Source organism: Nocardioides sp. B-3, from assembly GCF_024703895.1.
Lineage (GTDB): Bacteria > Actinomycetota > Actinomycetes > Propionibacteriales > Nocardioidaceae > Nocardioides.
In genome coordinates this window covers 2,003,433-2,021,605 of sequence record NZ_CP087968.1, presented here as the reverse complement: position 1 = coordinate 2,021,605, position 18,173 = coordinate 2,003,433, and the positions used below count along the sequence as shown (strand labels likewise).

25 protein-coding genes, 1 tRNA gene and 3 pseudogenes are annotated in these 18,173 nt (G+C 70.7%); 20 read left to right on the top strand and 9 right to left on the bottom strand.

Going from position 1 to position 18,173, the window contains the following annotated elements:
• Positions 1-106: 106 nt before the first annotated feature.
• From LP418_RS13360 to dcd, 5 genes are all read right to left on the bottom strand, one after another.
• A complete protein-coding gene (locus LP418_RS13360; protein WP_257956635.1) occupies positions 107-322 on the bottom strand; it encodes a hypothetical protein in 216 nt (71 codons plus the stop codon).
• Positions 313-669, bottom strand: a complete 357-nt coding sequence (locus LP418_RS13355; protein ID WP_257956634.1) for a hypothetical protein — start codon at positions 667-669, stop codon at positions 313-315. The genes LP418_RS13360 and LP418_RS13355 overlap by 10 nt, the downstream gene beginning before the upstream one ends.
• A gap of 66 nt (positions 670-735) precedes the next feature.
• The gene (locus LP418_RS13350; protein WP_257956633.1) at positions 736-1,146 is read right to left on the bottom strand and encodes a hypothetical protein; all 411 of its coding nucleotides are present in this window, start codon (positions 1,144-1,146) and stop codon (positions 736-738) included.
• Between the two features lie 62 nt (positions 1,147-1,208).
• Positions 1,209-1,844, bottom strand: a complete 636-nt coding sequence (locus LP418_RS13345; RefSeq protein ID WP_257956632.1) for a Pr6Pr family membrane protein — start codon at positions 1,842-1,844, stop codon at positions 1,209-1,211.
• The gene (gene dcd, locus LP418_RS13340) at positions 1,844-2,419 is read right to left on the bottom strand and encodes a dCTP deaminase (protein WP_257956631.1); all 576 of its coding nucleotides are present in this window, start codon (positions 2,417-2,419) and stop codon (positions 1,844-1,846) included. Before dcd ends, LP418_RS13345 begins: the two co-directional genes overlap by 1 nt.
• Before the next feature lie 63 nt (positions 2,420-2,482).
• Between dcd and LP418_RS13335 the strand changes: the two genes are divergently transcribed.
• The 10 genes from LP418_RS13335 to LP418_RS33365 all read left to right on the top strand — a co-directional run bounded on the left by LP418_RS13335 (position 2,483) and on the right by LP418_RS33365 (position 9,589).
• The gene (locus LP418_RS13335) at positions 2,483-3,241 is read left to right on the top strand and encodes an SGNH/GDSL hydrolase family protein (protein WP_257956630.1); all 759 of its coding nucleotides are present in this window, start codon (positions 2,483-2,485) and stop codon (positions 3,239-3,241) included.
• Positions 3,242-3,278: 37 nt separating this feature from the next.
• Positions 3,279-3,351, top strand: a tRNA-Gly gene (locus tag LP418_RS13330).
• 372 nt (positions 3,352-3,723) lie between these two features.
• Positions 3,724-4,047, top strand: a complete 324-nt coding sequence (locus LP418_RS13325; RefSeq protein ID WP_257956629.1) for a cyclic nucleotide-binding domain-containing protein — start codon at positions 3,724-3,726, stop codon at positions 4,045-4,047.
• Between the two features lie 148 nt (positions 4,048-4,195).
• Positions 4,196-5,569 carry a hypothetical protein gene (locus LP418_RS13320; protein WP_257956628.1) on the top strand — a complete coding sequence of 458 codons (1,374 nt, stop codon included), beginning with the start codon at positions 4,196-4,198 and terminating at the stop codon, positions 5,567-5,569.
• The gene (locus tag LP418_RS13315) at positions 5,511-5,954 is read left to right on the top strand and encodes a hypothetical protein (RefSeq protein WP_257956627.1); all 444 of its coding nucleotides are present in this window, start codon (positions 5,511-5,513) and stop codon (positions 5,952-5,954) included. The genes LP418_RS13320 and LP418_RS13315 overlap by 59 nt, the downstream gene beginning before the upstream one ends.
• A gap of 89 nt (positions 5,955-6,043) precedes the next feature.
• Positions 6,044-6,598 carry a hypothetical protein gene (locus tag LP418_RS13310; RefSeq protein WP_257956626.1) on the top strand — a complete coding sequence of 185 codons (555 nt, stop codon included), beginning with the start codon at positions 6,044-6,046 and terminating at the stop codon, positions 6,596-6,598.
• Positions 6,599-6,686: 88 nt separating this feature from the next.
• Positions 6,687-7,022, top strand: coding sequence for a hypothetical protein (locus tag LP418_RS13305; protein ID WP_257956625.1), 336 nt, complete (start codon positions 6,687-6,689; stop codon positions 7,020-7,022).
• Positions 6,977-7,885: a hypothetical protein gene (locus tag LP418_RS13300; protein WP_257956624.1), complete on the top strand. Its 909-nt coding sequence runs from the start codon at positions 6,977-6,979 to the stop codon at positions 7,883-7,885. The genes LP418_RS13305 and LP418_RS13300 overlap by 46 nt, the downstream gene beginning before the upstream one ends.
• On the top strand, positions 7,885-8,904 hold the full coding sequence (locus LP418_RS13295; RefSeq protein ID WP_257956623.1) for a hypothetical protein: 1,020 nt from the start codon (positions 7,885-7,887) through the stop codon (positions 8,902-8,904). Before LP418_RS13300 ends, LP418_RS13295 begins: the two co-directional genes overlap by 1 nt.
• A gap of 10 nt (positions 8,905-8,914) precedes the next feature.
• On the top strand, positions 8,915-9,589 hold the full coding sequence (locus tag LP418_RS33365) for a DUF2461 domain-containing protein (protein WP_257956622.1): 675 nt from the start codon (positions 8,915-8,917) through the stop codon (positions 9,587-9,589).
• Between the two features lie 30 nt (positions 9,590-9,619).
• On the opposite strand, the gene LP418_RS13285 is transcribed toward LP418_RS33365, so the two are convergent.
• Positions 9,620-10,027: a hypothetical protein gene (locus LP418_RS13285; RefSeq protein WP_257956621.1), complete on the bottom strand. Its 408-nt coding sequence runs from the start codon at positions 10,025-10,027 to the stop codon at positions 9,620-9,622.
• Here LP418_RS13285 and LP418_RS13280 point away from each other — a divergent pair.
• Positions 10,011-10,334, top strand: coding sequence for a hypothetical protein (locus LP418_RS13280; RefSeq protein WP_257956620.1), 324 nt, complete (start codon positions 10,011-10,013; stop codon positions 10,332-10,334). The two genes, LP418_RS13285 and LP418_RS13280, sit on opposite strands and share 17 nt — an antisense overlap.
• Before the next feature lie 118 nt (positions 10,335-10,452).
• Here LP418_RS13280 and LP418_RS13275 read toward each other — a convergent pair whose 3' ends face one another.
• Both LP418_RS13275 and LP418_RS13270 read right to left on the bottom strand, forming a co-directional pair.
• Positions 10,453-10,959, bottom strand: a complete 507-nt coding sequence (locus tag LP418_RS13275; RefSeq protein WP_257956619.1) for a SigE family RNA polymerase sigma factor — start codon at positions 10,957-10,959, stop codon at positions 10,453-10,455.
• 56 nt (positions 10,960-11,015) lie between these two features.
• Positions 11,016-11,477, bottom strand: coding sequence for a nuclear transport factor 2 family protein (locus tag LP418_RS13270; protein WP_257956618.1), 462 nt, complete (start codon positions 11,475-11,477; stop codon positions 11,016-11,018).
• Positions 11,478-11,583: 106 nt separating this feature from the next.
• On the opposite strand from LP418_RS13270, the gene LP418_RS13265 reads away from it, so the two are divergent.
• A complete protein-coding gene (locus LP418_RS13265) occupies positions 11,584-12,123 on the top strand; it encodes a hypothetical protein (RefSeq protein ID WP_257956617.1) in 540 nt (179 codons plus the stop codon).
• Positions 12,124-12,131: 8 nt separating this feature from the next.
• On the opposite strand, the pseudogene LP418_RS13260 reads toward LP418_RS13265, so the two are convergent.
• A pseudogene (locus LP418_RS13260) lies at positions 12,132-12,589 on the bottom strand (RrF2 family transcriptional regulator).
• 472 nt (positions 12,590-13,061) lie between these two features.
• On the opposite strand from LP418_RS13260, the gene LP418_RS33360 reads away from it, so the two are divergent.
• From LP418_RS33360 to LP418_RS13215, 8 genes and pseudogenes are all read left to right on the top strand, one after another.
• Entirely contained in the window at positions 13,062-13,328 is a 267-nt protein-coding gene (locus LP418_RS33360; RefSeq protein WP_257957330.1) for a hypothetical protein, read from the top strand.
• Positions 13,292-14,173 (top strand): annotated as a pseudogene (locus LP418_RS33355) (acyl-CoA dehydrogenase family protein); the annotation flags it as partial. The gene LP418_RS33360 and the pseudogene LP418_RS33355, both read left to right, overlap by 37 nt.
• Before the next feature lie 142 nt (positions 14,174-14,315).
• Positions 14,316-14,723 (top strand): acyl-CoA dehydrogenase C-terminal domain-containing protein, encoded by a 408-nt coding sequence (locus LP418_RS33350; RefSeq protein ID WP_442940264.1) that lies wholly within the window; start codon positions 14,316-14,318, stop codon positions 14,721-14,723.
• Positions 14,724-14,850: 127 nt separating this feature from the next.
• Positions 14,851-15,108: pseudogene (locus tag LP418_RS13235) on the top strand (ATP-binding cassette domain-containing protein); the annotation flags it as partial.
• A 94-nt stretch (positions 15,109-15,202) separates the two neighbouring features.
• Complete coding sequence (locus tag LP418_RS13230) at positions 15,203-15,709, top strand: ATP-binding cassette domain-containing protein (RefSeq protein WP_257956616.1); 507 nt, start codon at positions 15,203-15,205, stop codon at positions 15,707-15,709.
• Positions 15,710-15,814: 105 nt separating this feature from the next.
• Entirely contained in the window at positions 15,815-16,807 is a 993-nt protein-coding gene (locus LP418_RS13225) for an ABC transporter permease (protein WP_257956615.1), read from the top strand.
• The gene (locus LP418_RS13220; RefSeq protein ID WP_336276076.1) at positions 16,710-17,558 is read left to right on the top strand and encodes a sensor histidine kinase; all 849 of its coding nucleotides are present in this window, start codon (positions 16,710-16,712) and stop codon (positions 17,556-17,558) included. Before LP418_RS13225 ends, LP418_RS13220 begins: the two co-directional genes overlap by 98 nt.
• Positions 17,555-18,169: a response regulator transcription factor gene (locus LP418_RS13215; RefSeq protein ID WP_257956614.1), complete on the top strand. Its 615-nt coding sequence runs from the start codon at positions 17,555-17,557 to the stop codon at positions 18,167-18,169. The genes LP418_RS13220 and LP418_RS13215 overlap by 4 nt, the downstream gene beginning before the upstream one ends.
• Positions 18,170-18,173: the final 4 nt, after the last annotated feature.

The following is an 18,173-nucleotide window of genomic DNA, read 5'->3' as shown; positions in this document are numbered from 1 at the left end:
AGCACGCCGGCGCCGGCCACCACCGCGATCCAGATCGCGGTGGTGGCCGGCAGGCCGGGTCGACGCGGCGCAACGGCCGCGTCGACCCCGGACGGAGCGAGGACGGTCACTTCGACCCTTCGAGAGCCTTCACGACCTTGGGCAGCACGTCCGAGACGATGGTCGGGATCGACAGTGGCGTGGGGTTCGTCGCGGCCATCGTCACGGTCTTGTCGGTCTCGGCATACCAGTGGCCACTGGCGATCGCCGGGATGTCGCCGAGGAGCTTGTCCTTGGCGATCACGTCGACGGCGTCCGCGGTGTCGACCCGGGTCAGGAACACGTCGGAGTCCAGCTCGCTGGCCTTCTCGGCCGAGACGCTGCCGTAGAACTGGCCCGGCTCGATGGCGTCGGCCACAGCCGGGGCGTCGACCATCCCCATGTCGTGCCAGAAGGAGACGCGGGGTCCTGCGGTGCATAGATGCCGACCGTCGACAGGTCGGCGGTGGTGAGGTAGCCGTAGATCAGCTCGGCACCGTCGAGGACCGGGTTCTCCGCCTTGGCCTCCTCGATGGTGGCCTCGGCCTCGGCCTTGAGCTCGTCGGCCCGGGCACTGCGACCCAGCGCCTCGCCGACCATGGCCAGCGAGTCCTGCCACGAGGTGGTCCGGGGAGCCTCGGGGTAGGCCACGACGGGGGGCGATCTTGGAGAGCTTCTTGTACTCCGCCTCGGTCAGGCCCGAGTTGGTGGCCGGGATCAGGTCGGGGGCGAGCTCGGCGACCTCGTCGATCGGGGCGCCGTCGGCGTCGTCGTAGCGGACGGGCGCCTCGGCGCCGGCCTCCTCGATGGCCGCGTCGAACCACTCGGTCGAGCCGGCCTCGTTGCCGCCCGGGTGATCGCGGTCGCGCCGACCGGGACGACGCCCAGCGCGAGCGCGTGGTCGTGGTCGGTCCAGCCGAGGGTGGCGACCCGGGCCGGCTCCTCGTTGATGGTCGTCTCGCCGAACGCGTGCTCGATGGTGACGGGGTAGGCGTCTGCCTCGGCCGACGTGTTGGTCGTCGGCTCCGTCGCCGTGTCCGCGTCGTCGTTGGTCGAGCCGGTGCTGCAGGCGGTGAGGGCGGCCGCCGCGAGAGCGGCGGCGGCGCCGAGGCGCAGGGTGAAGGTCATGGGAACTCCGTGGTGAGGGATGCCTTAGTGAGGCCAGCCTAACTTAGGTTTCCCTAACCCGATCACCGCGTCCGGGTCAGGCGCTCGTCACCCTTCCCGGGCCGGGGCCGCGAGGCCGATGAAGAGGGCCGCGATGACCGGGCAGGTCGCCGCCACCTGCCAGTAGCCGTGCTCCCCGCGTCGAGGAACGGGTAGGGATACCAGTCGACGACCTCGCCACGGACCAGCGTGTAGACCAGCCGGGCGACCGGGAACACCAACGCGGGCAGGAGATCGCTTCGCCGTACGCGAAGACGGGGGCCGAAGACCAGCCAGCCGATCACGGCGAGCACCGGCACCACGACGTGCAGCAGCTTGTCGGCCAGCAGGTCCGCCCCGTCGAGCTCGACCAGCCCCTTGAGCAGGACCTGCACGACGACGAACGTGACGGTGATGCCGATCAGGCCGTCGAGCCGCAGGAGGCGCCACAGCGTGGTGTCGCGATCGCGGCCCGGGGCGATGGTCCACGAGCTGTAGGCGACCAGCGCGTTGGACAGGATCGTGAAGTAGCCGAAGAAGCGGATGAGTCGCTCACCCAGCGCGGGCGGATCGTCGGTCTCCGGGATCGAGTTGCCCTGCCAGACCAGCACGAGCTGAAGGACGAGCGCGAACGTCGCGACCAGCGCGGTGAGGAGGTGCCACCACCGCGAGGGCGTCATCAGATCGCCGTACGGTGGAAATTCTGGAAGCTCTTGCTCGGCGTCGGGCCGCGCTGGCCCCGGTAGCGCGAGCCGTACTTCTCGGAGCCGTAGGGGTGCTGGCTCGGCGACGTCAGCCGGAAGAAGCAGAACTGGCCGATCTTCATGCCGGGGTAGAGCTTGATCGGCAGCGTCGCCACGTTGGCCAGCTCGAGGGTGACGTGACCGCTGAAGCCCGGGTCGACGAAGCCGGCGGTGGCGTGGGTGAGCAGGCCGAGGCGACCCGGGCTCGACTTGCCCTCGACGCGGGCGGCGATGTCGTCGGGCAGGCTGACGACCTCGTAGGTCGAGCCGAGCACGAACTCGCCCGGGTGCAGGATGAACGGCTCGTCGCCCTCCGGCTCGACCTCGCGGGTCAGGTCGGACTGGTCGGCGGCCGGATCGATGTGCGGGTAGCGGTGGTTCTCGAAGACGCGGAAGAACCTGTCGAGGCGTACGTCGATGCTCGACGGTTGCAGCATCGCGGGGTCCCACGGGTCGAGGGCGATCCGCCCGGCATCGAGCTCGGCCGGGATGTCGCGGTCTGAGAGCAGCACGGGGGCAGCCTAGTGACTCGAGACGATTGCGCGCGGCGGGCGCACGCACTGGACAATGCCCGCGTGACCTTCCATCGCTTCGTCGCCCTCGGCGACTCCTTCACCGAGGGCGTCGGTGACGACGACCCCACCCGGCCCAACGGGCTGCGTGGCTGGGCCGACCGTGTTGCCGAGGTGCTGGCGACCCACACCGACGACTTCGGCTACGCCAACCTCGCGGTCCGTGGCCGCAAGATGGACGGCGTCATCAACGAGCAGGTCCCGGCCGCGATCGAGCTCAACCCCGACCTGATCTCCGTCTACGCCGGCGGCAACGACATCCTGCGCCCGTCTGTCGACATCGACGCGATCTCTGCGCGCTACGACGTGGCACTCGGCAAGCTCGCCGCCACGGGAGCCCGGCTCGTCGTCTTCACCGCCTACGACCCCGGCGGGTCCGCGATCTTCCGCCCCCTGCGCGGCCGCTTCGCCATCTACAACGAGATGGTGCGCTGGTCGGCCCAGCGCCACGACGCGACGATCGTCGACTACTGGCGCCTGCGCGACCTCCGCGACGAGCGCCACTGGGACAGCGACCGCCTGCACATGGGCCCCCGGGGACACCAGCGCGTGGCCATCGCCATGCTCGACGCGCTCAAGGTGCCGCACACCCTGACCGTCGACCTGCCCGCCACCGTGACCCGCACCCGCCGCGAGGTGTGGAACGAGAACGCCACCCGGGCTCGCCAGAGCGCCGCGCCGTGGGTACGCCGCCGCCCGGCCCGCGCCTCGTCCGGCGACACCGTCGCAGCGCGCTGGCCGACCCTGAGCCGCCTCGACTGACACGCTCCCCGCGTCGGGTACGATTCCGGCGCATCCTGCGGATGTAGCTCAGCTGGTAGAGCGCGACCTTCCCAAGGTCGATGTCGCGAGTTCGAATCTCGTCATCCGCTCCGAGCGAGATCACCTCAGGCCGCGACGAAGTCGCGGCCTGAGTTGTCTCGCGAAGCGGCGCAGCACGGCGAAGCCGGGCAAGCCGACCCATACCGACTCTTCTTGTAACCGGCGTTTACCTGAACTGAACGGCCCGCCCAGCGGCCGGGCAGTCGAGGTAAACGCCGGTTACCAGCCTGCGGCCGGCCGAGACGCCGTCCTTTGGTGTGCCCGGAATGCCTCAGATTGGTCTTACCCGCGACTGCCGGGGGTGCGTAGCGTTGCGAGCATGCTCCCGGTGGTCGAGCGGGTTGCGGCGTTGCGCCATGTCGCGATGTTCAGCCGCGCCCCGGGCCGGTTGCTGGCCGGCTCCGGCGCAGGTCCTCGAGGAGGTGCACTTTCCGGCCGGAGCCGTCCTCATGGAGGTCGGCGCGGCGGAGGACTGGCTGTTCGTGCTGGTCGAGGGCGAGGTCGATGTCATTCGCCGGGACCGGTGGATCCGGATGGGTCCGGGCACGACCATCGGTGAGATGGAGCTGCTGGACCCCCGGGGCCGCTCGGCCACCATCACGGCGTACACGCCGGTCCGGGCGCTGCGGCTGAGCAAGGCCGCGTTCGACGAGGCGCTGCGCCTGAGCCCCGACATCGCGCGGGGCGTGATCATCGATCTGGTCCGTCGGGTTCGTGAGACGCACGAGCCGCGGCCGCCGTCGTGAGGAAGCGGCTCGTCCTCCCGGCGGGGCAGACGATCGCCCCGGGGCTGATGATGGCCTTCCCGGGTCGTGCCCGTGAGCGCGCTCTTCCCTGGACGAGTACGGCGCCGACTCGCTGCCCTACGTCTACCTCGCCGTTGCCGCGGCGGGCGTGGCCGTGTCGTCGGGCATGTCGCGCGCCCGGGGCCGGTTCTCCCCGGCCCGGCTGGCGGCCGGGATGATCGTCAGCTATCTGGTCGTCGTGACTGTCGGCTGGGTCCTGCTGGTGGGGACGGGCGAGGTCTGGGTCACGTTCCCGCTCCCGGTCCTGTTCCCGCTGTCGATTCCGCTCGGTTTCGTCCTGGTCGGCTCGCAGGCGGGCCGGCTCCTCGACGTACGCCAGATGAAGGCGCACTTCCCACGCGTCGCGGCTGGCTTCTCGGTGGGGTTCGCTCTCGGGGGCCCGGCCGCGGCCGGGCTCGTGTCCCCGCTGGGCGGGCCGCACCAGCTGCTCGGCCTCGACGTGCTGGCCGCCGCGGTCATGCTTGCCTTCGTCGTGGCCACCGCCCGTGCCTTCCCCGACGAGCTCGACGCGGCGCCGGAGCGTCGAGACCGGCAGGCGCCGGCGCCTGATCGCCACGCCCGGCGGAAGCTGATCGCGAACCGGATGGTCGCGTTGATCCTGGGCTACCGAGTGCTGTCGGCCGCGGTGACGCAGCTGCTCGACTACATGGTGTGGGAGCGCGCCGCCGCCCGCTATCCGGATCCGGACTCGCTCGCACAGTTCCTCGGGCTCTTCGGGGCCGTGATCAACGTGGTCAGCGTCCTGTTCGTGGCCGTCGCGGCGGGCTGGCTGCTGAGCCGCTTCGGGATCGGGTTCGGGCTGGCGGCCAACCCGCTCGGCGTGCTGGTCCTGCTGGTCGGGACGTGCCCGGTCGGCTTCACCGCAGGGACGGCCACGTTCCTCTTGCTCGTCCTTGTCTGCGCCCAGCAGGTGGTCGACATCTCGCTCACCGACGGCACGACGCGTACGTCGATCAATGCGACCTACCGGGCGCTGCGACCCGACGAGCGGTTGCGCGCCCAGACCATGGTCGAGGGTGCCGGCGTGCCACTCGCGCTCGGCTTCGTCGGCGTCCTGCTGATCGTCTTCGACGCGCTCGGGCTCGGGATCCGGACCGTCGTCGTGGTCACGCTCCTGCTGACCGCGGTCTGGCTCGTCTCGGCCGTGCTTGCCTACAGGGAGTACGGCGCCAACCTCCGCGACGTGTTGTCGAGAAGGGCCCCGGGAGCCCGCCGCCTTGCGCATCGACGACGCCGCCTCGCACGCCGTGGTGGACCAGCTGCTGGCGAGCGCCGACCCGCACGACGTACATGCCGGTCTCGACGCGCTGTCGGACACCGGGCGAGACGTCACCGAGCACCTGCTCGCCCTGCTGGCCGACGACGACCCGACCCGCCGCAGGCTGGGCCTGCAGATGGCCGTCGTGACCGACCGGCTGGAGACCCCGGAGGTGCACGCCCGGGTCGCGGCACTGCTCGCTGACCGCGACCGGGACGTGGCGCTCCACGCGGCGGCCGCGCTGGCCCGGTTGGCCGACGGGCATCGCGACGCCGGGTGCTCGGCGTGGCTCAGCGCCGTCGCTGCCGACGATGTCACCGAGGTTCACGGGGGCCCCGGCCGCAGCAGCGCAGCTTCCCGACACGTTCTTCGTGCCGCACATCGTGGCCCCGGCATCGGCCGGGAGCGCGTCGGGGGAGGTGCTCGATGCGCTCGCAGCCCATTGCGACCACCTTGCTCCCCGGGCGGGCGAGCTGCTGGACGACCCGTCCGTTCCCCGGCAGACCCGCGAGCGGATGGTGCACTGCCTCGGACTTGCCTCGACACCGGAGGCGCGCGACCTCATCGTCGCGCACCTCGACGACGGTGATCCCGCGATCGTCGAGGCGGCCGCCCTCTGCCCGGTGGCGGTGGGACACAGTGAGACACCGGACCAGCTGAACCTCGTGCCCGGGCTCGTTGCGCTCGCGGCACGGGTCGAACGGTGCCCGGACGTCCCTGGCCCTGCTCGGTGCCGATCCCCACCACGAGCCACTGCGCGACGCCCTGCGCGACGAGATCGCCGCTGCGGCTCGTCGCGTCGGCGTGCTCCTCGACCTCGTGCACGACGCTCGGGCGATCGAGTCGGCCGTCTCCGTCCCGGCATCGGTGGACGAACGGAGCCGGAGCACGGCTCTCGAGATGCTCGAAGTGACGCTCGGGCGCTCCGTGGCCCGGATGACGCTCGCGATCGTCGATCCGACGCTGGAAGACCCGGCACGTCGGCGCCTGCTCACGCAGGGCTCTCCAGCTCCGGCCCGGTCCCCGGCTGAGTGGATTGCGGAGCTGGTCCGAGACGAGGACGCCTTCTGGGACGAGCCCCGGTTGCGGGCCTGTGCGATGTACGCCGTCCCGAGCGAGCTGTCGGGAGCGGCTGCGATCGATCTGGTCGAGCAGTTCATCGGCGATCCCGATCCGGCGGTCGCCGAGACGGCTCGCTGGGTGACGCAGCGCTCGGTTCCCGAGCGCGTGTGACCCGTGAGGCGGGAGCGAAGGTTGCGCCTTTTGTGGCCAGAGGGGACAGTGGGACGTCCCTGATGTCCAGCACATTGAGGCCTTCCCCATGCTTCTCGGATCCCTTTCCCGTCGACGGCGCACCATCGCGGTGGCCGCCGGGGCGCTGACCCTGCTCGTCGCCGGCACCCCCTTCCTGCCGAACTCCGACCAATCGCCACCCGCGATCCAGCCCCGGTCGAGCGAGGCCGGGCCACCACTGACGACGAGCGTCGGCGCCGGCCGAGTCACGCCCGCGATGCAGGCGGAGATCGAGCGGGTCGTCGCGGAGGGCATGAGCACTCCCCGGACGGTCGCGCTTCGGCGTACGACCTCGCGGCCACCAGCACGCGCTGCGCGATGTTCGACGGGCAGCGCTACTGCCTCGGACTGGGTTGGACGATGAAGACCCGCGACGAGGCGGCGGCCGGGCTCGCCGCCGCGGAGCAGCCCACCCTTCCCGCGCGTACGGCGCCCGAGCAGACCGGCGACCTCGACCCGATGACCTCGATGCGCCAGCGGGGCCGAGCTCTCGCCGAAGGCTCGTGCCCGGGCGGAGCGCGCGGAGCTCACTGCCGCCGCCCGGTCGGTCGCGAAGGTCTGGCTGATCCGCCACGAGATCCGGGGGTGCCGCTGCCCGACGACTTCCTCAACCAGCACCCGGAGGCGGCGGTGTCCGCGCGCGCGACGACGGACCGCAAGCACCCGCGCAAGTTCCGGATCCTCGACGAGCGGCAGGTGCGGCCGCAGCAGGAGTCCTACTGGTGCGGGCCGGGCACCGTGCAGATGATCGCGTGGGGCTGGCGCGACCGCCGCCGGGGCCGGGCGCTCTGGGCCGACCGGCTGCACACCACGACCGCCGGGACCGGCATCACCGACATGGTCCGCGTGGTCAACCACAACACCGGCTACGACAACGCCGACCGCGCCGGGCCCTATGTCGTCCTCGACATCAGCGACTTCACCTACAAGCAGTGGTGGCGGTTGATGAAGAGGCACATCCACACCTACAAGGCGCCGGTCGTGCTGCACCCGATCCTGCTGAAGCAGTACTTCCCCTACCTCGACGACGACGCCTCCGGGCACTTCGGGTCGGCCGCGGCTACCACCGCACCGAGGACGGGCAGAAGCTGCTCGGCTACTTCGAGCCCCGGGACCAGAGCAGGTTCGACCCGACCGAGCCGCGGATCCCGCGCACGCAGTGGCAGTCCGCCTACAAGAGCTTCCGCGCCAACCGGGCCCACTTCCAGCACAACCTCGGGCGTCTGATGCGCCTTTCGGTCCGTACGGCGATCGCCGCCGTTCTCCTCGCCGCGACCGCGTGCAGTGCGGACGAGAAGCCGGCCCCCGCGCCGACCCCGACAGCCGAGGACACGACCGACCTCGACTGGCAACCCACGGGCCACTCCGTCGACGAGCGCGTGGTCGTCGGTGAGCTGTGGACGGCGATCGCGACCGAGACGGACGTCCGGTTCGAGAGCGCGACGGGCGCGGACGACGTCGCCGGTCCGACTGACGAGGGCGGCACCGTCAACGCCGTACTCCTCGAGGGCGACACCGCCGTCGTGTCGTTCGCCTTCGGCGGCGAGACCACCACCGGCGTCGGACACCGGATCGACCTCGCGACCGGCGAGCGGGCCGAGATCGTCACGCCCGAGCCGGCCAACGGCGGCGACTGGGCGATGGTCGACGACAGTCTCTACTACCCGGCGCTCGACGCAGACCAGCACGCCTGCTCGGCCACGCTCGCCGTCACCGACGGCAACGGCGAGGAGGGCTGGTGCCCGCCCGAGCGCGTCGGCATTGCCGAGCTCGAGGCCAACGAGCACGGCGTCGCCGCGATGCTCTTCGACTACGACAGCGACATCTGGTGCCGCACCCTGACCCTGCTCGGACCGGGCCGGCGTGCCGCAGCCGGTCGACGGGCCGGCGGAGTGCGCGGGCTGGGACATCGCCGCGACCAGCACCGGCATCGTCTGGTCGGAGGTCCCCCGCCCCAAGCGCCAGCAGGAGGCCGCCTTCCACGCGCTGGTCGACGGCAGCGCGCAGGAGCTGGGCAGGGGCACGACCGGCACCCTCACCTCCTGCGGCGGCGACACCTTCTACGTCAGCGACCCGATCAAGGCAAGCGATCCGGCGCGGCTGATGCGCTGGGACGGCTCGACCCTGAGCACCGCCTACGAGTCGACGTCGCAGGGCAACGCCTTCATCGGCAAGCCCGAGTGCGCCGACAGCATCATCACCATCTCGTCGTACGGCGAGGACGGCGACGAGCAGGTCTCGGCTAACGTCGCGTAGGTGAGTTTCGAAGGATTCCCCGTCGCCGCGCTCGACTTCTACGACGACCTCGAGATGGACAACACCAAGTCGTTCTGGGAGGCCAACAAGGCCGTCTACAAGGACTCCGTCGAGGCGCCCATGAAGGCGCTGGCGACGCTCGTCGAGCCCGAGTTCGGGTCGCTGAAGATCTTCCGCCCCTACCGCGACGTCCGCTTCGCCAAGGACAAGACGCCCTACAAGACCCACCGGGGCGCCTTCGTCGGAGTCGCTCCCGCGACGGGGTGGTACGTCGAGGTGTCGGCCCGCGGGGTGCGCACCGGGGCCGGCTTCTACGAGGCCGACGGGGCGCGGCTGGCAGCGTTTCGCGACGCGATCGTCAGCGACTTGTCAGGGCCGCAGCTGAAGCGGATCCTGGCCAAGATCGAGAAGGCCGGCTTCGAGGTCTCGGGCGAGCAGCTCAAGACCGCGCCGCGGGGTTACGACAAGGAGCACCCCGCGCATCGAGCTGCTGCGGCACAAGCAGCTCTTCGCCGGGCGGACGATCGGGTTCGAGCCGGTCGTCCACACGGCGTCGCTCGGAGACGTCATCCGCGACGACTGGCGAACCCTCAAGCCGCTCGTCGACTGGCTCGCCCGGCTCGACCCCGCCTGACCCGAGTTACCGACCAGTCAGGGGGTCCCCAGCAAAATTGACCCCCTGACTGTTCGGTAACGAAAGGGGGCTCAGCCGTCCGACGCCGGCAGGCCCGAGAACCAGACGTCGCTGGTCGCGATCGTGGTCAGCTCGGCCGGGCTCAGCGCCGGACCGGGTTGGACCGGAGCGACCTCCTTGCCCTCGGGGGCGTTGTACGCGAGCACCGCCGGGGCATATCCGTGCCGCCAGACAGTGACGCCCTGAGCGGTCACCCGGTCGGCCGTGTCCGGACCCCACACCTGCTGCCGGGAGCCGTCGGGCAGTTGCGTGCAGACCCGGTTGCCGAGCTCGGCGCCTTGCTGGCACTCCCACTCGAACGCCGAGGTCGACTGCGTGATCACGACGGAGGCCAGCATGCCGTCGACGCGGAAGTGGGCGATCTTCTCCGCGGTCTCGTCGACCAACGGATAGGGGGCGACCGTGAGCGCGTCCTCCACCCGGTGCGCCGGCGACACCGGGGAGGCGAACCGCGGTCGGGAAGTTTGCCGCGTTGATGGCCAGCGCGGCCGTGATGGGAGCGGGCTGGTTCTGCAGCTCGCGCAGGGCCTTTCTCTTCGCCTGCTCGTCCTCGACGGGCACGGGCGGCGTGGTCGAGGTCGTGGTCGTCTCCGACGCGATGTCGCTCTCGCGGGCGGCGTCGGGATCACCTCCGAGCTGAGGCACGACGGCCGCTGCTGCGCCGATGACGCCAAACACGGCAACAGCAGCGACCGCCGTACCGATCCGGGCGCGGCGCCGGCGTGAGCGGCCGCGGTTGATGCCGCCGGCGACGAGTCGGTCGACGTCGGGGCGGAGGTCGTCGGTGGCGTGGCGCAGGAGGAGGTCGACGCCGTGGTCAGGAGCAGTCATGAGGGGTGTCCTTTCAGGACTTCATGAGGTCGGGGAGTGACGTGCCGAGCTCGCCGCGAAGGCGCTCGAGGGCCCGCATGGTCCGGTTGCGTACGGCGCCGGGGCTGACCCCGATCGCCTCCGCCGTCTCGGCGACCGAGCGGTCGTCGAGGTAGCGGAGCACCAGCACTGCTCGATCCAGAGGCTCCAACGAGGCGAGCGCGTCGCGCAGCGTCAGCCGCACGTCGATCCCGCCCTCCGCGGAAGCGACCTCGGGCAGGTGCTCGGTCGGTCGCTCGTGGTTGCTCTTGCGTCGCTGCGCACTGATGAAGGTGCGCACCAGCGTCGTGTGGGCATAGCCCGCCGGGTTGTCGATCGGCCCGCGCAGCCGGCTGTGCCACCGCACGAAGATCTTCGCCGGGGGTTTCTGGACGAGGTCCTCGGACCGGTGGTGATCACCGCACAGCAGCCGGGCCGCCCGATACAGGGCCGGCGTGCGGGCAAGCGCGAACTCCTCGAAGTCCCCCTGCTTGCCCGACATGTCACTCCTTGGATTGGTTGGCGTCACCCCTCATGACGCGCACCACCCCGGACGCGTCACACGGTCTTCGGTAAAGGCTTTCGGTAGGTCGCCATCGCCCGCTCCGGCTCCCAGTGTGCGCGCATCGAGGCGACGAGGCCGTCCGCGTTGACGCGGTAGACCATCACCGGGTCGGTGTCGACCTGCCCGCCGTCGTGGAAGGTCGTGGTGATGGTGCCGATGTTGGCGCACTCGTTGCCGTTCGCGTGGCTGTCGGTGATGTGGAAGTGGAAGGTCGCGATCGGCTCGATCGCGGCGGTCCAGAACTTCCGGATCGCGTCGTGCCCGTGGTGGCCGACACCCTCGGGGTCGAACATCGAGGGACCGACGGGATCCTCGATGACCGCGTCCTCGGCGTACCCCGTGAGCCACTCCTCGAGGTCGCCGCGCGAGACGGCGGAGTAGGAGCGCTGGGAGGCACGACGGGCGGGGTGGTCGCCGTCGGGCGCGTCCCACGTGATGGCGTCACTGGTGATCATGCCGACGATCGTACGGCGAAACGAGAACGTGTTCTAGATCCAACCCTTCCGTCGCGGGTCGCACGGAGTTCACCGCCCGGTCGTCGGACCCTGCGAGGTTGCGACCATGGCCAAGCACCATGTCTTCCTGCACATCGGACCCGACGTCGTCGAGATCGACGCCGAGGTCCGGGAGCGACTTGCCGCCGTCGCCGTACTCACTCCAGACGTCAGCCGGGACGACCTGCACCGCGCCGACCTCGAGATCCGCCGCGCGCACAAGGCGGCCGACCTCAAGCGCAAGGACGTCGAAGGCGCGTGGGCCAAGGTCTGTCGCAAGACGTTCCGGCTGAAGTCCGACTGCTTCATCAGCGAGCCCGGCTTCCTCGACGCCGACGACGACCGGGCCGCGCTGGCGATCGACGGCCTCGCCGGCCTCAAGGTGCACCTCGTGGTCACCCCGGAGGCACAGGCCGAGCTGCCCACTGCCCGGACGCGGCTCGTGAAGCCCGAGCGGATCCACGCGATCCAGCCCGGCCTGTCGTCGGCCGACTTCGCCGCGGAGATGGCGCGGATCGCGCTGTCCGAGGAGAAGGCGCGGCTCGACAAGTCGCTGCTGAAGCTCAAGAAGCGGCGCAAGCAGGTCAAGGAGCAGCTCGCCGCCTGATCAGTCGATCAGTGCGGCTGCCGGGCGTCCTCGTCGGCAGTCATCTCCGCGACCGCGTCGGGCAGCTTGCCGTCGGCGAGGTCCCGGATCGACACGCCCTCGAACACCGACCGCAGGGAACGGCGGGCGGCGATCCAGACGTGCTGGAGGACCTTGGCAGATTCGCCGTACGCCACGGACTCCGGCCGCAGGCCGTAGACCGACACGAGCGGACCGTCGACGGCGCGGATGACGTCGGCCACCGAGACCGACTCGGGCGAGGCGCGAAGCGCCAGCCACCGGACTGGCCGCGCTGGGAGACCACGATGTCGGCGCGACGGAGGTCGGCCGGGATCGCCTGCAGGAAGCCGTGCGGGATGTCCTGCGCCTTCCCGAGCTGTTCGGCACTGACAGCGGTGCCGTCCGTGACGGAGGCGATCTCGATCAGCGCCCTGAGGGCGTAGTCGGCCTTGGCGGAAACGCGCATGGACCCAGTTTGTCAGATATGTCGGCCAAGTCACTCAACGTTGCGGCACCCCGGCGATCCACCCGTGTGACCTGCCACATGTGCCGTTCGTGTTGCGCGCCGCCCATCGCCGATGCACAATTAAGTTACCGACGAGTAGCGCTCCGAGCTCCTCGTCGCCGGACTCCCCGGAGCCCGGCTCCGCACGGACCGGATCCAGACCCTTCCCGGGACATGGACCGGTGCCACGAAAACGGAACAGGTAGAACGTGAGCCACTACAAGTCCAACCTCCGCGACATCGAGTTCAACCTCTTCGAGGTCCTCGGCCACGACGAGATCCCGGGGCAGGGCCCCTTCGCCGAGGTCGATGGCGAGACCGCCCGCGAGATCCCGGCCCGGGTGGCCAAGCTCGCCGAGGGTGAGCTGGCCGCGTCGTACGTCGACAGCGACCGCAACCCCCGGTCTTCGACCCCAAGACCAACACCGCCCCGGTGCCCGAGTCGTTCAAGAAGAGCTACCGGGCCCGGATGGACTCCGAGTTCTGGCGCCTGCAGATCCGTGAGGAGCTCGGCGGCACCCCCGCGCCTTCCACGATCAACTGGGCCATGGGCGAGATGGTGCTCGGCTCCAACGCCCCGATCCACATGTACGCCGCCGGCGCCCCTTCGCCGGTGTCGTCTACAACAACGGCAACGAGCGAGACCAGCGCGTCGCCCAGATCATGGTCGATCGCCAGTGGGGCTGCACCATGGTGCTGACGGAGCCCGACGCGGGCTCCGACGTCGGCGCCGGCCGCGCCAAGGCCACCCCGAACGAGGACGGCTCGTGGAACGTCACGGGTGTCAAGCGCTTCATCACCAGCGCCACGCACGACATGAGCGAGAACATCATGCACCTCGTGCTCGCGCGCCCCGAGGGCGTCGAGGGCGCGGGCGGCCCCGGAACCAAGGGCCTGTCGCTCTTCTGGATGCCGGAGCATCACTTCGACCACGAGACCGGCGAGCTGACCGGCGAGCGCAACGGCGTCTACGTCACCAACGTCGAGCACAAGATGGGCATCAAGGTCTCCAACACGTGTGAGGTCACCTTCGGCGACCCGCAGGTCGGCGGCGGCGAGCCGGCCAAGGGCTGGCTGCTCGGCGAGGTGCACAACGGCATCGCGCAGATGTTCGACGTCATCGAGAACGCCCGGATGATGGTCGGCACCAAGGCCATCGCGACCCTGTCGACCGGCTACCTCAACGCGCTCGAGTTCGCCAAGGAGCGCGTCCAAGGTGCCGACCTGACGCAGGCCGCCGACAAGGCCGCCCCGCGCGTCACGATCACGCACCACCCCGATGTCCGTCGCTCGCTGATGACGCAGAAGTCGTTCGCCGAGGCCATGCGCGCGCTGGTGCTCTACACCGCGTCGTGGCAGGACACCGTCATGATCGCCGAGCACGAGGGCACAGCGGACTCGAAGGAGGCGCGCCTCGCGGTCGCCGTCAACGACCTGCTGCTCCCGATCGTGAAGGGCTACGGCTCGGAGCGTTCGTGGGTGCTGCTGGGCACCGAGTCGCTGCAGACCTTCGGCGGTTCGGGCTTCCTTCAGGAGTACCCGATCGAGCAGTACGTCCGCGACGCCAAGATCGACACCCTCTACGAGGGCACCACGGCGATCCGGGGCCGGGACTTCTTCTTCCGCAAGATCGTCAAGGACCGGGGTCGCGCGCTGGGCCACCCGGCCAACGAGATCCAGGGGCTTCATCGCGAGCGAGGCCGGCAACGGTCGCCTCAAGGTCGAGCGTGGCCTGCTCGCCACCGCGCTCGAGGACGCCAACGCCATCGTCGGTCACATGATCAACGACCTGATGTCGGCCGACGCGTCCGCCGAGGGCGGCGACCTGCGCAACATCTACAAGGTGGGGCTCAACACCTCCCGCCTGCTGATGGCGCTCGGTGACGTCGTGTGCGGCTGGCTGCTGCTGCGCCGGGCCGAGGTCGCGCTGCAGAAGCTCGACTCGGACCCGGGCAAGGACAAGTCGTTCTACGAGGGCAAGGTCGCCGCTGCGCAGTTCTTCGCACAGACCAACCTTCCCCGCCTCACCGCAGAGCGCGCCATCGCCGAGGGCATCGACCTCTCGCTGATGGACCTCGACGAGGCTGCTTTCTGATCCAGCTCCACCTCCGTTGGCCCGGCACGATCTCGTGCCGGGCCAACGGCATCTCATGACACCTGTCATGGCGAGGTCATGACACTTCCCCCGGGGCCGGAGGCGTTCGGCCGCGCAGGCTGGAGCCATGAGCACACCAGCCATCCGGGCCACCGGCCTGCACAAGACCTTCAGGGCCACCGACGGCACACTCGTCGTCGCGGTCGAGCGGGTCGACCTGACCATCCAGCCCGGCGAGATCGTCGCCTTCCTCGGCCCCAACGGCGCCGGCAAGACCACCACCGTCGACATGATGCTCGGGCTGACGTCGCCGACCAGCGGGACGATCGAGCTGTACGGCGAGACGCCGCACCACGCCGTCGTCGACGGCCGTGTCTCCGCGGTCCTGCAGACGGGCGGCCTGCTGACCGACTTCACGGTCCGCGAGACCATCCAGGGCGATCGCCGCCCTGCACGGGCGACCGGACCGCGTCGACGAGGTGATCGACCGCGTCGGGCTCGGCCCGCTCGTCAACCGCCCGGTGAAGGCCTGCTCGGGCGGCGAGCAGCAGCGACTGAAGTTCGCCCTCGCCCCGGTCCCCGACCCCGACCTGATCCTCCTCGACGAGCCGACCACCGGCATGGACGTCGCCGCCCGGCAGGCGTTCTGGGACACCATGCGCGCCGATGCCGCGACCGGTCGAACGATCGTCTTCGCCACCCACTACCTCGCCGAGGCCGACGCCAACGCCTCCCGGACCGTGCTGATGGCGAGCGGCCGGATCGTGGCCGACGGCCCGACCGCGGAGATCCGGGCGGCGTACGGCGGAAGGACCGTCACCCTGCGACCGCCCAGTCACGTCGTCGCCGCCGGCGGGATCGACGAGGCCCGGCTCGACTCCGTCCGCCGGGCGGTCGCGCCCCTCGGTGTCACCGAGCTCGAGGTGGCCAGCGCCAGCCCGGAGGCGGCCTTCCTCGCCCTGACCGACGCGGCAGGTGTCCGATGACGACCACGACGGTCAGCACCCCTTCCGGGGTGAGCTCCACCCGGCCGATGGCCCTCGCGTACGCCCGCCCGGACCTGAAGCGGCAGCTGCGCGGACAAGGTGGGGATGTTCTTCATCGTCGCCCTGCCGGCGTTCCTGTTCTTCGTCTTCGGCATGGGCGACGACGAGGCCTACGGCAGCGCCGACGTCGCGATGTACGTCATGGTCTCGATGGCGGCGTACGGCGCGGTCACCGCGACCACCACCGTGGCGGGCGCCGCGGCGACCGAGCAGGCGATGGGGTGGGGGCGGCAGATCGCGCTCACGCCCCTGCCCGCCCTGTCCTTCGTGCTGGTCAAGACGGCGGTGGCGATGTCTGTCGCGGTCGTGCCGATCGCCCTGATCTACGTCATCGGTGCGATCACCGGTTCCTCGGGCAACGCCGTCGACTGGCTGGCCACGGCCGCGATCGTGTGGCTCGGCTCCGCGCTCTTCGCGGTCTACGGCCCGGCGATGTGTCTGCTGTTCAAGGGCGAGAACGCTGCGTCCGTGGCCTCGGGCCTGATCGTGATCCTGAGCTTCCCGGGCAACGTGTTCACTCCCATGGACGGGGTCATGCTGGACATCGGCCGACTCACCCCGCTCTACGGCTATGCCGGCCCGGCGCGCTACCCGATCACGGAGGGCTACCTGCCGATGGAGGCCGGGCACGACTCGATCTGGCTGCTGCTCGCTAACGTGTGCGCGTGGACGATCATCTTCGCGGCGTTGGCGGTGTGGGGACTGCGCGGGGGCGGGAGCGGGTGTGAGCGACGACGCCACCAACCCCCGGGAGCGGTGGGGCTGGGCCTTCGCGTCCATCTGGCTGGTCTTCCTCATCTACCCGATCGTCGCGACCATCGAGGCCGACGTCGCCACCGGGTGGAAGGTCGCGAGCTTCGTCTGCATCCTCGGCTTCGCGGTGAGCAACGTGCTGGGCTACAGCATCTGGGCCGACCGAGCCCGGCTGGCCCCGGGACTGATGGGCGCCTTCGCGCTGGCAACGACGCCGATGATCGGCGTGGAGGTGCTCGCGTTCACGCCATACCTCGGGATGCTCTCGGCCCTGCAGCTGCCTGATCCGTGGTGGAAGTGGGCGACCGCCGTCATGGTGCTGCTGCCGCTGGCGTCCCCGGCCGGGCCGGACTGGTTCCCTGCCCGGTTCTTCCTGATGGTCTGGCCGATCATGCTCGGGGGCGTGCTGATCCGGGTGTTCGGCGACAAGGCCCGGGGAGGCGACCGAGACCCGCAATCGCCTCGCGCTGGTCGCCGAACGCGAGAGCGCGTCGCCCGCGACGTCCACGACGTGCTCGGGCACACGCTGACCGCCCTGTCCATCAAGGCCGAGCTCGCGGCCCGGCTGATCGACGTCGACCCACCGCGGGCCGGGGCCGAGCTGGAGTCGATCCGGGAGATCGCCGGGCAGGCGCTCGGCGAGGTCCGCGCGACCGTCGGCGGCCTGCGCGCCGCGAACCTCGAGGCCGAGCTGGCCGCCGCGCCTCTCGTCCTCGCGGATGCCGGGATCACCACGACGGTGGTCGGCGACGTCGCCGACACCGACCCCCGGCACCGGACCCTGCTCGCCCGGGTGCTGCGCGAGTCCGTGACCAACGTCGTGCGGCACGCCAACGCGACGACCGTGTCCCTCGAGCTCTCGCCCCACGGCCCGGTCGTCGCCGACGACGGCGCCGGCTTCGAGGATTCCGACGAGCGTGGGGGCTTCCGTGAGGGCAACGGCCTGCGCGGCATGCGCGAGCGGGTGTCGGCGGCCGGTGGCACACTCCACATTTTCGGGGGCCCCGGGACCCGCCTGAAGGTCGTGCTGCCATGACTGGCCCGATCCGGCTGCTGCTGGCCGACGACCGGGCCCTCGTCCGCGGCGCCCTCGCCGCGCTGCTGGACCTCGAGCCCGACCTCGCGGTCGTCGCCCGAGTCGGTCGCGGTGACGAGGTCGTGGCCGCCGCTCGCTCGTCCGACGCGCAGGTCTGCCTGCTCGACATCGAGATGCCCGGCCTGACCGGCATCGAGGCCGCGGCTCGCCTGAGGGACGAGCTGCCGCACGTGCGCTCGCTGATCGTGACGACGTTCGGCCGCCCGGGCTACGTCCGGCGCGCGCTCGACGCCGGGGCCGCCGGCTTCGTCGTCAAGGACACTCCCGCCAAACAGCTCGCCGACGCCGTACGCCGCGTGCACGCCGGTCTCAGGGTGATCGACCCCGACCTCGCGGCGGAGGCGCTGATGTCCGGTCCGAGCCCGCTGACCGCGCGCGAGGCCGAGATCCTCACCTTCGCGCTCGACGGGTCACCGGTGTCCGCGATCGCCGCCCGCGCCCACCTGTCCGAGGGAACCGTGCGCAACCACCTGTCCGCCGCGATCGGCAAGACGGGCGCGACCACCCGGGCCGAGGCGGCTCAGCTGGCGCAGGCGAACGGTTGGCTCTGACCCG

Bases quoted from the DNA above. Each gene is read 5' to 3' on its own strand.
- LP418_RS13350 (WP_257956633.1), bottom strand. From the start codon at position 1,146: ATGACCTTCACCCTGCGCCTCGGCGCCGCCGCCGCTCTCGCGGCGGCC.
- LP418_RS13345 (WP_257956632.1), bottom strand. From the start codon at position 1,844: ATGACGCCCTCGCGGTGGTGGCACCTCCTCACCGCGCTGGTCGCGACG.
- LP418_RS13305 (WP_257956625.1), top strand. From the start codon at position 6,687: ATGCTTCTCGGATCCCTTTCCCGTCGACGGCGCACCATCGCGGTGGCC.
- LP418_RS13300 (WP_257956624.1), top strand. From the start codon at position 6,977: ATGTTCGACGGGCAGCGCTACTGCCTCGGACTGGGTTGGACGATGAAG.
- LP418_RS13295 (WP_257956623.1), top strand. From the start codon at position 7,885: ATGCGCCTTTCGGTCCGTACGGCGATCGCCGCCGTTCTCCTCGCCGCG.
- LP418_RS13275 (WP_257956619.1), bottom strand. From the start codon at position 10,959: ATGTCGGGCAAGCAGGGGGACTTCGAGGAGTTCGCGCTTGCCCGCACG.
- LP418_RS13270 (WP_257956618.1), bottom strand. From the start codon at position 11,477: ATGATCACCAGTGACGCCATCACGTGGGACGCGCCCGACGGCGACCAC.
- LP418_RS13265 (WP_257956617.1), top strand. From the start codon at position 11,584: ATGGCCAAGCACCATGTCTTCCTGCACATCGGACCCGACGTCGTCGAG.
- LP418_RS13225 (WP_257956615.1), top strand. From the start codon at position 15,815: ATGTTCTTCATCGTCGCCCTGCCGGCGTTCCTGTTCTTCGTCTTCGGC.
- LP418_RS13220 (WP_336276076.1), top strand. From the start codon at position 16,710: ATGGGCGCCTTCGCGCTGGCAACGACGCCGATGATCGGCGTGGAGGTG.
- LP418_RS13215 (WP_257956614.1), top strand. From the start codon at position 17,555: ATGACTGGCCCGATCCGGCTGCTGCTGGCCGACGACCGGGCCCTCGTC.